A 13,162-nucleotide genomic window follows, 5' to 3' on the forward strand; every position below is an offset into this window, starting at 1 on the left:
CTTTAAAAGTGGGAACTCATATATAATGAATAGCACACAATTATTAAAAAAATTGAAATCCAGGAGTTCGCTGTAGCCAATTTGAATCTCCACTATGGATCTATGTCATAGCACCACGATATCTCAGCATAGATTCCGCTAATGAGTAGCGGTATGACGGTAAACCTAGATTACTTTAGCTATAATTATTAAGCTGCACCTGCTGGATTTGGTGATTGACTATTAAGAAACTCTGCCCTAGCTTTAGTAAACTCAGTTGAGGGTTTTGAAAAGAACATAACTTTTATTGCGCAGTACGCACAATATAATGCACAAGCAGCTGTACCTGCTGCAAGAATAACAAACCCAATTTTATCTGCTTTTCTGACATCTCCAACTGCAGCTTCAAGTGCGCAGCCAATACTGAAAAATGTAGAACACACTACACCACCAGAGTATAGTAATACCTTACCACGATCAACGGCACCAAATAGCTGCCCAACTTTACTGTCGTGATCAGCATAATCTGCTGGTCTTTTGTTGTAGTTATCTTTTAAGTCTGGATCAGCGCCTCTCCTTAAAAGCAATTTCACAATTTCAACAGATTTGTGAATATGATCTTCACATAAGTAATGTAACAGTGTTTTACCTTGATTATCTTTTGCATTAGGGTCAGCTCTGTTGTCTAAAAGTAATTCAGTAACTTTGTGGCAAAAAACGCCATTGCTGTTATTAACAACGCAATGTAATGATGATTTGCCTTCTCGATCTTGCTTATTAGGATTAGCACCATGCTCTAAAAGCAAAGCTATGATCTTAACTCTTGACTCATGTTTCCATGTATATCCAAATGCAAAGTTCAATGGCATATTGCCACTAGTGCCCTCTGTATTCAAATAATCAAGTTTATCATCATTTTTTACTGTTTTTAGCAACAACTCTAAAAAGTCTAGCTTATCCTTATCAATAGCTGATATTACAAGATCCGAAAAAATTTCTGCTTGACCTGGTTGGCCATCGGTAAGAAATCTACATGCTTCTATTTTTTTTGAGAGCCCTTGTATATTGTCATTATGCAAATTTTTAAGTTGCTGTTTAACTTGATAAATAATCTCATGGTCAGAAAGATCACCTGTTATCCCCAAGGTTTCTAAAGCTTCTTCTCTACTAATCATAATCACCCCCTGCTAACAATTAATCATGTTTTAAGTTAAGTGTAACCCAAAAATTCAAAAAGCAAAGTTTTTTATGTTAAGCTGCATCCACTGCGTAATCCCATAACTGTACAAATATTGTGATTTGATAGACCGGGAAAGGGTGTCATCCGAGTAGCCTCCTTCTCCCGTCATCCAAGTAGCTGACACTGGTTCCTTTACACTACCGACAATGTTGCAAAAAACATAAAAATAAAACTAGAGAAAACCATTTCTCGAAAACTTCTGTGTCCAGAACCAAGAGTCCGATTTACTTATAGCGCTAATAATCAATTAACCATCGGCTTTAAGGAATGATATGAACATATTATTTCAAGGAAAGTTCATGGGAAACAAGAGATTAGCTATACGAATTAGCTGTAGCTATGAACCTAACCGGTTGGCAGAACAATGCTTATCAGATGCTTATGAAAAGGTAGCATCAAAGGAAACAAGTCAAAAAAACTTAAAACATAAAAATGGGATTCAAGGAGGGTCAAATGGTAACAGTATGTTTATATGCGAGAGTTTCTTCGGGGAAACAAGTAGAAGGAAATACGATAGAAAGTCAAATTGCAGCTTTAGAGAAGCAAATTAATCTGGACGGATACAAATTGTTAAGTGAGTATAAATTTATTGATAACGGCTACAGTGGATCTCATTTAGTCCGCCCTGATTTAGAAAAATTACGTGATAAAGTAACAGAAGGTAAAATTGATAAGATTTACATTCATTCTCCTGATCGTTTATCTAGAAAATATGCATATCAAATGGTGCTGATTGAAGAATTTGAAAGAGCAGGAGCAAAAGTGGTTTTTTTAAATTATGAGATTAACGGTAACCCAGAATCTCAATTACTGTTACAAATGCAAGGTATGATAGCAGAATATGAACGTGCGAAAATTATGGAACGAAGTCGTCGTGGTAAAATCTATGCAGCTAACAAAGGCTGTGTAAATGTAATGGGAGGGGCTCCTTATGGTTATCGTTATATAGATAAACATATGGGAGGAGGACAAGCTTTATTTGAGATTAACGAAGAAGAAGCTGATGTCGTTCGCAAAGTATTTTTGTGGGTAGGCAGAGAAAGAACAAGTATTGGGGAAGTATGTCGTCGGCTAAATACTATGTCCATTAAGACACAAAAAGGAAAAGAACGCTGGAATAAAGGTACAATTTGGAGTATGTTGAAAAACCCTGCTTACAAAGGACAAGCAGCCTTTGGTAGAAGAAGGTTAGGAGTAAGATTAAAACAAGTAAGACCACAGAAAGGCTCTTGTGAGCAGCCAAAAAGTAACCATTCTGTCTATCCTGTTGAAAAAGCAAATTGGATTTATATTAAAGTGCCAAATATAGTAGATGAAGATATATTTGATATTGTTCAAGAACAATTAGCTGAAAATAGAAAAATAGCAAGGACAAGAAAAAGAGGAGCAAAGTACTTACTACAAGGTTTAGTCATATGTAAGCGTTGTAATTACGGATGTTACGGAACTTGCATGAAAAGTAGACGAGAAGAAGAAGGTGGCCATTATGCATATTACCGTTGTAGTGGTAAAGATTCTTACCGTTTTGGTGGTAATAAGATTTGTGACAATAAACTCATCCGCTCAGATGCATTAGAAACAGCTGTGTGGGAAGAGGTTAAGCAGTTATTGAAAAATCCAAATAGGGTTTTAGAAGAATACAAGCGTAGGCTTTCAGAACTAAAAAAATCATCATTGGATCAAAAAAGCGACCTGCTAGAGAAACAAGAAAATAAATTAAAACGTGGTATTGCTAGACTTATTGATGGTTATGCTCAAGAATATATCAATCAAGAGGAATTTGAACCACGAATTAAAGCAATGAAACAAAGCTTAAAAACAATTGAAGAAGAGAAGAAAAAGATATTTTATCAAAAGGAATTAGAACAGGAGGTCACTCTGGTTGTGACCAATTTAGAAGACTTTTCTTCCAATATTACGTTAAACCTTGATAACGCAGACTGGCTAACTAAACGTGATATTATCAGAACATTGGTCAAGAGAATTGAAATTAACCTTGAGGACGTAAATGTGGTATTTCGCGTAAAAGAGCTACCGAACTCTTCTGGACATAATGGAGAGGAAAATAAAAATTTGCAACATTGTCGTAGGTGTATTAACAAGAGATCCCGCTAACAAGTAGCGGGATGACGGTTGTCGTTTAGCCATAAACATTAAGAAATTTACCAAACGAAAAAAAAGGCAAAAGAAGCCCTGGGGTTATTATCCGCTTTAAAATATTGGCGTTTTTTATGTTTCAAACGCTTGACAAGCAAGATTTAGCTGCTTTTAATTGCAACTAATCTATGCTGCAAATGTTTAAGAAATTTACTAAGCAGAAAAAAAGACAAAGAATCCCCGAGTTAGCTAGTCTTTTACTATCTCTGTCGAGTATTGGCATTTTTTGATGTCTTGTAACGCTTTATAAGCGCGTTCAGCTTATTTAGATAAAAATCTAGATGTAGATGAAGTTTTGTAAAGACACACAGTATCTATATACTGCAAAAAATTGAACATAAGACGCAGATACATTAAGTAATCCTTACCTTTTAATCTGCAGATTGGCGAAAGCAAATACAATAGCTTCAGTTTCATGATAAGGGCGCTAGCGGAGTTTGTCAAGCAAGTTTTTGTAGCTCTCATGGTTTTTGCTGGAATGATACTAGTTGTTACTCAAGCAACAGTTATGCAAGAGATCTAAGCTAACAATGGACCACTAGATATATTACTAACCACGTTGACCTGATTCAATATTTTATTAGTGGGATTGAAATAATTTTCTATAAATTCCTTATATATAGCTGTTAACTTGTGTATATCGTTTACTAATACGCATTCATTTGTCTGATGTGCGGTTTTGTTGATTATACCAAATTCAATCACTGGACAAACATCTTTGATAAACGCAGCATCAGATGTGCCACCACTTGTGCTCAGCGCAGCATCAATACTGGTAACTTTATTTATCGCATCAAGCATAATATCAGTATTCCTATCGGGAATAGAGAGGAAAACGTCCCTGCTGCTATGCATAAAAAGCTTATAATCGTTTGTTACACTAGAGCATATTTCATCAATCAGCTTATATAGGCCACCCGGTGTTTGTTCATTGTTATATCGAATGTTAAAACGTGTAGTTGCTGAACCAGGTATTAGATTGCTAGTATTATTTCCAACATCGATAGTAGTAACTTCGCAATGTGAAGGCTGAAAATATTTATTACCACGATCAAAAGTAGCATTTTTTATCTTACTCAATATCGATATTACCTTATATATTGGATTATCTGCTAGGTCTGGGTAGGCAACGTGCCCTTGTTTTCCATGGCAAATTAATTCAAATGTTACAGAACCTCTTCTGCCTATTTTTATGGTATCACCTAATTTCTCACTACTGGTTGGTTCAGCAACCACACAGAAATCCACCTTTTTTTGCTTACTTTTCATCCATTCCAAAACTGCCTTTGTTCCATATTCTTCCGTGCTTTCTTCAGCACTGGTAATCAATGCACTTATTGAACCATTGAATTGAAACTTCTCTGCAATCAAATTTACCATAGCAGCAATAAACGCAGCTACTCCGCTTTTCATATCAGCGGCCCCTCTTCCATATAGCATTCCATCCCTCACTTCTGGATTAAATGGACCAAATGCCCAATCTTTTAACTGACCCGGTGGTACAACATCAACATGCCCAGCAAAGCACAAATTTGGTACTCCATTTATATATTTCGCATAAAGATTTTTAACTTTATCACCAAACTCTAAAATTTCACAATCAAAGCCACTTTTCTTGAAGATTGTTGCTATATGCTCTATTGCCCCGCCGTCCCTTGGTGTTATACTCTCAAAAGAGATCAATTTCTTAGTTAGCTCTACAGGGTCAATTTTCATGTCAACCTTAAAATAATTATATTGCTATATTGTAAACACTCTATGCATTATTTAAAACAAATATTACATCAAGCCGAACAAACTTTTCTAAGGGAAGTAATAACAGATTACCACCTTGCTGATGATATCTATGAAATATGCACACGACACGGAAATGACATCTTTCTAGTTGCAGATGAAAATACAGCAAAACTTTTAAACAAAAACGTATTTAATAAAATTTCTAACTTAATTATTCCAGCTCCACCTGTCATTCCAGCGCGTGACACTGGAATCCATAAGTTGTTTTCCTGGATCCCAGTGTCAGCTACTTGCATGACACCAAGCAGAGCTGCCTCTCTTGAAACCGTAAATCTAGTTAGAAAGAAAGCAAAAGACAGTGACTTAATAGTTGCATTTGGTAGCGGCACTGTTAACGATATCTGCAAATATGCAAGCTACCTCGAGAAAAAAGATTATATATCCTTCCCAACAGCCGCTTCTATGAATGGATATACATCCGCAAATGCTTCAATATTAGTAAATGGATATAAAAAATCGTTCAAAGCACATCTTCCAAGAACGATATATATAGATATAGACATACTTGCCAATGCACCACTGCGCCTCACATTAAGCGGATTTGCAGATTTTATTTGTCGTTCAACAGTTCAGGCTGACTGGCTACTATCTCATTTGTTGCTTAGCACAGAATATAATGAATTACCTTTTACACTTGTTCACGATTTGGAGCAAATTTTGCTAAGAGAATATACGGCGCTTACTAAAAGAAGTAGAAAAGAGGTCCTATTACTTATGGAAGTTCTACTAATTTCAGGACTTGGAATGGTGATGTCAAAAGGCAGCTATTCTGCAAGCCAAGGAGAGCATATGATAGCTCACGCAATGGAAATGGTAACAAAAGATTATTCCTCACTACATGGTGAAAAAATTGCTGTCACAACGATTACTATGGCTAATTTACAGGAAAAGATATTATCAATACAAAACCCAATAATTAAACCGACCACTTTAGATGTAAAACATATAACTCAGTGCTTTGATAATATCGAATTTGTAAGAACTTTTGAACAGAAGCAAATTCTGCAGCAAAAAATCCAAGAGATTATTTGTAAAGAATGGCATAATATTTCCAGTTTAATTAAGCAAAATTTACTACCTGCAAAACACCTGCAAAAAATATTTGAAGATCTATCAATTCCACACTTACCAGAGCACCTCAATTGGAATAAAGAACAATATTGTAAAGTGGTCGATCTTGCGTTTGCAACAAGAGATAGATTCACCTTTCTTGACTTAGCTAACTGCATAGAAGAAAGTTAAGTTTTGTAGTAAAATTCTGTCATTTAAAGAGATCATAGGCCAAAAACTAAACCTTTTCACAATCTCCTATATCCATTGTCCTCTAAACTGTACACCCAATGGCGTCAACTTAAGGACACATTTTAGACTTCTTTGTTGAAATAAAACAGAAACAAAAGTGCTGTTTATTGCACTCTTTGGATAATTTAATGATAAAAAATTTAGAGAGAAATTTTATACACTATCGCTGATATTTTTCCTTAAGTTGACGCCATTAGACTTCTTTCAAAATTGTTAGAGGGAGTGTAAGATGAAGTATTTGAAAGCATGAAATATAAGGAAATAGAAAAGTTAGAAGGAGAAAAGTTTCGACGTTTAACAGGGGTAAAAAAAGCAACATTTGAGCGAATGGTAGAAATTCTAGAAGTGGAGGATAAAAGAAAAAAAGCTAGAAGTGGAAGAAAAAGTAAACTTTGCATAGAAGACAGGCTACTTATGGCACTGGAATATATAAGAGAATATCGTACATATTTTCATATTGGGCAAAGCTATGGCATGAGTGAAAGTAACAGTTTTAAAATAATAAGATAGGTAGAAGACATATTAATAAAACATCCAGATTTTGCATTACCAGGAAAAAAAGAGCTATTAAAGAGTGATGTAGAATATGAAGTTTTAGTAATAGACGGAACTGAAACGCCAGTAGAGAGACCAAAAAAAAGCAAAAGCCCTTCTACTCTGGAAAGAAAAAAAGGCATACTATAAAAACACAAATAGTAACAGAGAAGAAGAGTAAAAAAGTCATATGCACATCTTTCTCGAATGGTAGAAAACACGATTTTCGGATGTTTAGAGAATCAAAGGTAGCAATATTACCGGACACCAAAATCTTAGCTGATGCCGGCTACAGGGGAATGCAGAAGATACACAAAAATGTTGTATTACCGCACAGGAAAATGAAAAAGAATCCGTTAAGCAAAGAACAAAAAAAAGAGAACAGGGCACTTATGAGCCAAAGGGCAATTGTTGAAAACGTAATTGGCTTATTGAAAAGGTTTAAAATCATCTCGGACAGGTATAGAAACCGACGAAAACGTTTTGGTTTAAGGTTTAATTTGATTGCTGCAATTCACAATTTTGAGCTCCATACATGAATTTTGAAAGAAGTCTAGTTCTGGTGAAGCAACTGGAGTAAGCTGAGGAGAACCATCACTTAAGCGACTAGATGAATTGCTTCTTCTAAGAAGACTAGGATTGACTGTTGCAAAATTATCTGAACCTAAACCAGGGACAACATCAGTACTTTCAGTTCCTATAGAATGTGGTGGCTTTGGTGGAGCAACGTAAAAAGTGCTCTCCCCTACTCGTCTAGATGGCGTGTCTGATTCAGAAGAATCTGGAGATTTAACGTTAGTAGTTTCTTCTGGTGCTTTCTTACCCCCAAGCCGTGATGGCATTTTTTCTCTAAATGAAGAAGGTGTTTTTACTTCTTTATGCTTCGTGGGATTTAACAATTCCGCTTCGCTGCTAGCAGTACTTTCAGTCCTTACAGAATTTAGTAAATTGTTTTTTGACAAGCTGTTAGATTGTTCAGAGTCTTTTCTTCCCAGTGAAGAGAATGATGAAAGTGAAAAAGACTTACTAGCTTTTCTTTCTTCCGCGTCTTTTGCGTTGTTACGCCTCACAGATTGATCAAATTTGCATTCTCTAATAACTTCCTTAATTTCATCGTGATGTCCAGAGAAAACACTATCTCTAAAGTACTTGCTTTTGTCTAACATTCTTTTTGTGACTAAGTCATGCAAACTACTTGCGTCTAAGTTATCAACAAACTTTTTCTGTTCTTTCCATCTATCTACCTCCTTATTTGGCAAGCCATCTCTAAAATCAAGGTAGGTCTCTCCTGCTATTTTTTCTTCTATTTTTGATGATATTCCAGAAAGTATACTTTTTATTAACGTGGAATTATCTTCTCCACTAGCAAAAATTGCCCTAAAATCCTCTTTTACTCCTTGAATTTTCTCCTTTTGTGGTGAACCAGAAACAAGCTCATTATCTATTCTGTCTGAGTAATTTTCATTACCAGCCGCACGATATAACTTATTCGCTGTTGCAGTGAGTACATTACTTGCCTTTTCCTTTGCTCTTTTATTTATAAGATGAGCGCCTCTCTTCAGTGAATCTACTGAATGTTCATAACCTTCTTTTACTGAGTTCCTAGCATGCACAGCACCATCTCTAGCTTTTCCTGCAGCATATGTTGACGCGTCCTTAACTTTTCCGGCAGTATATTTCGCCCCATCAACTGTTTTTTCTGCTGACCATTTGAGCCCTTTGAATGTGCATTCAACTGCTTTATAAGCAAAAAATAGAGTAAGGGCACCTACTGCACCTATTGCAGCAGCCGGTAAAGCAACTGCCACAAATGGAAGTAATGCACTAACCATCGCACCTACTGCACCTGCTGCAACCATTTGCTCTTTTGCAGACCAATTAGAGAAATCTTTTATATTTTTTAGTTTACCCTGCACAGTTTCCATGAAAGTAGAATTTTTTTTAATAGGACTTGAATTTGTTTGTTCATTGGCTAACATTTTTAACCTCACTATTAATTAAATATATTATATTGTGCACCCTCGATTCTTAAGTTAGTGTTAAATTGATTACCAGTATTTATTTGTCTTCGAATAATTTCGCTTGACGTGTTTTTTGGTGACGTGGAAAATTAAACTGTATGGATGCTGTTACCAGCAGGCAAGTCGCTGACACACAAATGTACGAACATTGTAATATGACACGATGTTACAGAGTAAACGATGTCATTCCAGTGCTTGACACTGGAGTCTAGTTTTTATTACTATACAACTACCTGGCGTAAAGTTAAGTTTTCTGGATCCCAGTGTCTAGGCACTGGGATGACACCCTCCTACTAGGCTCGAGTCATAATGCTCGTACAGATATGTGTGTGACACTGAGATGACAGAAAGAAGGCGCTAGAATGAGAGAGGCAATAACGCTAGAATCGTATGAGGCATAGAAAAAGAGTGTTTATCTTACTAGCTGCTGTAATTTTAGCAATTTTATTATTAAAAAACTATAGTGGTTTTCACGAAGACGTAGTGCACTTAAAGAGTGACAATAAGGAATTTAAAAAAAAACCGGAAAATTCTGTAGAATCGACCATATTACATAGGGAAAAGGAAGTGTATGATCATGTCCTTCGCTCCGATAATTAATTTGTAAATAAAATAGTTTTGCATTTTCTTATAAGATGAGTAATATTAGCGTATTAATTATAGAATCAATCATTATGTTTGATGAGAATAATCCTTGGAATCTGGGGAAGAAACCGGTAGGGAGCAAAACTCCTAATAATGAAGATATTTTAAGTAAAGCTGTATCTGATATAAGGTTCTTTCTTAATGGATTAACCAAAAACAGGGGCAAAAAACCTTATTTCATCATTTTCATTATTTTGCTACTCTATGCTTGCACTGGCTTTTATATTGTTCACCCCAGTGAAGAAGGTATAGAACTTACCTTTGGTAAATACTCTAACACAGAGATGTCCGGTTTGCGCTATCACTTCCCCTATCCTATTGGTAAGGTTTTTAAAGTGAACGTTAAGGAAGTAAATCGCGAAGAAATTGGAGTAAGCGGTTCTTATGGACGAGATATAGACCGCGGTGAAGGTGTTATGCTTACCGGAGATGAAAATATAGTCAACGTTAACTTCGAAATTCAGTGGCGCGTTAGAGATGCTAAGGACTATTTATTCAAAGTGCGGGATCATCAACCTGGTTTAAGCGTTAAAAACGCTGCTGAAAGTGCTATGAGGGAGATAATAGGTAAGAATACGATTTCTTTTGCACTGGAAGGTCAAGGGAGAGCCGAAATTTCCAGAGATACCAGAATTTTATTGCAACAGATTCTTGATGGATACCAAATGGGCATAGAAATTTTATCTGTCCAAATGAAAAAAATCGATCCACCAGAAAAAGTAATTAGCTCATTTAGAGATGTGCAAAGTGCTCGTGCAGATAAAGAGCGTACTATAAACGAAGCATATTCTTATAGTAATGATATCATACCTCGAGCAAAAGGTGAAGCGATAAAGATAAAATTAGATGCACAAGCATATGAAAATGAAATAATAAATGAAGCAAAAGGTAATGCAAATCGCTTTTTATCTCTTTATGAGGAATATAGACAGAATCCTTCTCTCGTTAAGAATCGTATTTATCTTGAAACTATGGAAAATATTTTCAGTAAGGTAGACAAAGTTGTTGTAACTGATGATCTGAAAGGTATGTTTTCTTATTTACCTCTTACAAATTTAGGAAAATAACCATGAGTAGTAATATTAAAATTGTTTTTGTTTCTGTATTTGTTGTTTTATTGATTGTTTTATCTAATTCAATATTTGTTGTGCAAGAAACAAAGCAAGCAATAGTTATACAACTGGGTAAAGTTGTAAGGGATGTTAGGGAAAGTGGCTTATATTTTAAGTTGCCATTCATAAATAGTGTAGAGTTTCTTGATAAAAGAGTTTTAGATTTAAGTCCTGACAAAACTCCAAGAGAAGTGATAACTGCAGATCAAAAACGTATTATAGTAGATGCGTATGCAAAATATAAAATAACGAATCCTATTACTTTTTACCAGGCTGTGAGGAATGAATCAGGGCTGGTTAGAAGATTGTATCCAGTTATAGAAGCACACATAAGAGAAAATATAGGCAGATTCTCGTTGATTAGTTTGTTGAATGAAAAAAGATCAGAGGTTATGCAATTGATTCAGCGTGGAGTTTATTCTGAAGCTGAAAAATTTGGCATAGAAATAATAGATGTAAGAATTAAGAGAGCAGATTTACCAGAAGAAAATAGTTCTGCAATATTTCGCCGTATGCAAACTGAAAGGGAAAAAGAAGCAAAAGAAATTAGAGCAGAAGGAGAGCAAGCGGGGCAGGAAATTAGATCAAAAGCTGATAAATTAAAGAGGGAAATTATCTCCAGTGCAGTAAAAGAATCGTATGAAATAAGGGGTCGTGGTTATGCTGAAGCAACTAGGATTTATAATGAGGCATTTAAAGTTGATGAAGAGTTCTTTAACTTTTATCGCTCTATGAGTGCTTACAGTAAATCATTTGCCGAAAATAATACTAAATTTGTACTTTCACCAAACAATAACTTTTTAGATATTTTAAATAAAGGATGGAAATAATTTATGAAAAGTAAGGCATTTATTTTATCTATATTTGCATATTTTCTAATTGCGTTTTCTTCGTATGCTAATATGTTTGATTGGAATGCAAAAAAGGTCGTTGATGCTAGCACTACTGCATGCAACTGTAATCAAGGACTTGCCGATTTAGTGGAAGAACTCATTCCTGCGGTTGTAAATATTTCAAGCGAACAAATCATCAAACAAGAAAATAACAGCAGAACTAGAGTTCCATCTATGCCAGGAAATAATTTTTTTGATGATTTTAGAGAGTTTTTTGAGCATTTTGATCAGTTTTTTATGGATAGGGGCCCTAGTGTTAACAAAGAGGTGGTGTTGCTTGGTTCTGGGTTTATTATAGATAAAGGTGGAACTATAGTAACCAATTATCACGTTATTAAAAACGCCAAAGATATCACAGTTACTATGAACGATAATACTTATTTCAAAGCAGAAGTTTTAGGCTATGATGCAAGAACTGATCTTGCTGTGCTTAAGATTAATTCTGATAAAGATCTTTCTTCTGTTGCATTTGGTGATTCTGATAAAGCAAGGGTTGGTGATACGGTTATGGCAATAGGTAACCCATTTGGTTTGGGTGGCTCTGTAAGCACAGGAATTATATCTGCAAGGTCCAGGGACATTAGTATTGGCACTATGAATGAATTTATTCAAACTGATGCTGCAATTAATAGGGGTAACTCTGGAGGACCGTTATTTGATTTAAATGGAAAAGTTATAGGTATTAATACTGCTATCTATTCTCCATCTGAGTCTGGCGGCAACGTGGGTATAGGTTTTGCCATACCATCTAATTTAGCTATGTCAATTATTGACACATTAAAAAGTGGCAAAAAAATAAAACATGGTTGGCTTGGTGTGCAAGTTCAGCCTATAACGAAAGAATTTGCTGAGTCTTTGGGTTTAAAAGATATAAAAGGCGCATTGGTTGCAAGTATAGTAAAGGATAGTCCTGCAGAGAAAGGTGGGATTAAAGTAGGTGATATATTATTAGAATTTGACGGTAAAAAAATCGATAGAATGACACAATTACCTCAAATGGTTTCAAGAGCTGGACCTGAGAAAAAAGTGCAAGTTAAGTTACTTAGAAAGAGCAAAGAGGTTAATATTAAAGTTGTGATCGGAGAATCTACAAATGATGGCCAAGATAACAATCAAGAAGAAAATAAATCAACATCTGATTATGTAACCGGTTTAACTGTTTCAAATCTGCCAAAAGAATCAAAAGAAAGTAAAAATAATGTACCTACAAAAGGTGTGATAGTTACCAATGTAGATAGTAACAGTAATGCCACACTGCGTGGTATTAAAAAAGGGGACATCATTATCCAATTGGATGGAACTGATATAGAAAATACTAACGATTTTCAAAAACAAGTTGATTTAGCAGTAAAGAAAAACGGTAAAGATTCAATAATGTTGCTCATTTACCGCAATGGAAATCAATTTTTCGCTTCAATAAAGTTAAAGAAGTAATTTTATTCACTAAATTTACAAAACAGTAGTGTTGTAAGCTCGCTACTG

General features: G+C 35.2%; 9 protein-coding genes and 1 pseudogene. 7 read left to right on the top strand and 3 right to left on the bottom strand.

What is annotated here, in order from left to right:
• Positions 1 to 188: 188 nt before the first annotated feature.
• Positions 189 to 1,154 (bottom strand): ankyrin repeat domain-containing protein, encoded by a 966-nt coding sequence (locus tag AABM58_RS02970; protein ID WP_338406289.1) that lies wholly within the window; start codon positions 1,152 to 1,154, stop codon positions 189 to 191.
• Between the two features lie 497 nt (positions 1,155 to 1,651).
• On the opposite strand from AABM58_RS02970, the gene AABM58_RS02975 reads away from it, so the two are divergent.
• A complete protein-coding gene (locus AABM58_RS02975; protein WP_338406290.1) occupies positions 1,652 to 3,334 on the top strand; it encodes a recombinase family protein in 1,683 nt (560 codons plus the stop codon).
• A gap of 561 nt (positions 3,335 to 3,895) precedes the next feature.
• On the opposite strand, the gene dapE is transcribed toward AABM58_RS02975, so the two are convergent.
• Positions 3,896 to 5,092, bottom strand: a complete 1,197-nt coding sequence (gene dapE, locus AABM58_RS02980; protein WP_338406291.1) for a succinyl-diaminopimelate desuccinylase — start codon at positions 5,090 to 5,092, stop codon at positions 3,896 to 3,898.
• 42 nt (positions 5,093 to 5,134) lie between these two features.
• On the opposite strand from dapE, the gene AABM58_RS02985 reads away from it, so the two are divergent.
• A complete protein-coding gene (locus tag AABM58_RS02985; RefSeq protein WP_338406292.1) occupies positions 5,135 to 6,415 on the top strand; it encodes an iron-containing alcohol dehydrogenase in 1,281 nt (426 codons plus the stop codon).
• Between the two features lie 306 nt (positions 6,416 to 6,721).
• Positions 6,722 to 7,548, top strand: a pseudogene (locus AABM58_RS02990) (IS5 family transposase).
• Here AABM58_RS02990 and AABM58_RS02995 read toward each other — a convergent pair.
• A complete protein-coding gene (locus AABM58_RS02995; protein WP_338406293.1) occupies positions 7,498 to 8,988 on the bottom strand; it encodes an actin-bundling T4SS effector WalE1 family protein in 1,491 nt (496 codons plus the stop codon). The pseudogene AABM58_RS02990 and the gene AABM58_RS02995 overlap by 51 nt on opposite strands.
• A 450-nt stretch (positions 8,989 to 9,438) precedes the next feature.
• Here AABM58_RS02995 and AABM58_RS03000 point away from each other — a divergent pair, with 450 nt between their 5' ends.
• From AABM58_RS03000 to AABM58_RS03015, 4 genes are all read left to right on the top strand, one after another.
• Entirely contained in the window at positions 9,439 to 9,630 is a 192-nt protein-coding gene (locus tag AABM58_RS03000; RefSeq protein WP_338406294.1) for a hypothetical protein, read from the top strand.
• A 74-nt stretch (positions 9,631 to 9,704) separates the two neighbouring features.
• The gene (gene hflK / locus AABM58_RS03005; RefSeq protein WP_338406887.1) at positions 9,705 to 10,742 is read left to right on the top strand and encodes an FtsH protease activity modulator HflK; all 1,038 of its coding nucleotides are present in this window, start codon (positions 9,705 to 9,707) and stop codon (positions 10,740 to 10,742) included.
• Positions 10,743 to 10,744: 2 nt separating this feature from the next.
• The gene (gene hflC, locus AABM58_RS03010) at positions 10,745 to 11,617 is read left to right on the top strand and encodes a protease modulator HflC (RefSeq protein WP_338406295.1); all 873 of its coding nucleotides are present in this window, start codon (positions 10,745 to 10,747) and stop codon (positions 11,615 to 11,617) included.
• 3 nt (positions 11,618 to 11,620) lie between these two features.
• Positions 11,621 to 13,114 (top strand): DegQ family serine endoprotease, encoded by a 1,494-nt coding sequence (locus tag AABM58_RS03015; RefSeq protein ID WP_077188355.1) that lies wholly within the window; start codon positions 11,621 to 11,623, stop codon positions 13,112 to 13,114.
• Positions 13,115 to 13,162: the final 48 nt, after the last annotated feature.

The sequence above is a fragment of the Wolbachia endosymbiont (group A) of Longitarsus flavicornis genome (assembly GCF_963931955.1).
Taxonomy (GTDB): domain Bacteria; phylum Pseudomonadota; class Alphaproteobacteria; order Rickettsiales; family Anaplasmataceae; genus Wolbachia.

What these genes read in the sequence shown, in the direction of transcription:
- AABM58_RS02970 (WP_338406289.1), bottom strand. Translation starts at nt 1,154, where the DNA reads ATGATTAGTAGAGAAGAAGCTTTAGAAACCTTGGGGATAACAGGTGAT.
- AABM58_RS02975 (WP_338406290.1), top strand. Translation starts at nt 1,652, where the DNA reads ATGGGATTCAAGGAGGGTCAAATGGTAACAGTATGTTTATATGCGAGA.
- dapE (WP_338406291.1), bottom strand. Translation starts at nt 5,092, where the DNA reads ATGAAAATTGACCCTGTAGAGCTAACTAAGAAATTGATCTCTTTTGAG.
- AABM58_RS02985 (WP_338406292.1), top strand. Translation starts at nt 5,135, where the DNA reads ATGCATTATTTAAAACAAATATTACATCAAGCCGAACAAACTTTTCTA.
- AABM58_RS02995 (WP_338406293.1), bottom strand. Translation starts at nt 8,988, where the DNA reads ATGTTAGCCAATGAACAAACAAATTCAAGTCCTATTAAAAAAAATTCT.
- hflK (WP_338406887.1), top strand. Translation starts at nt 9,705, where the DNA reads ATGTTTGATGAGAATAATCCTTGGAATCTGGGGAAGAAACCGGTAGGG.
- hflC (WP_338406295.1), top strand. Translation starts at nt 10,745, where the DNA reads ATGAGTAGTAATATTAAAATTGTTTTTGTTTCTGTATTTGTTGTTTTA.
- AABM58_RS03015 (WP_077188355.1), top strand. Translation starts at nt 11,621, where the DNA reads ATGAAAAGTAAGGCATTTATTTTATCTATATTTGCATATTTTCTAATT.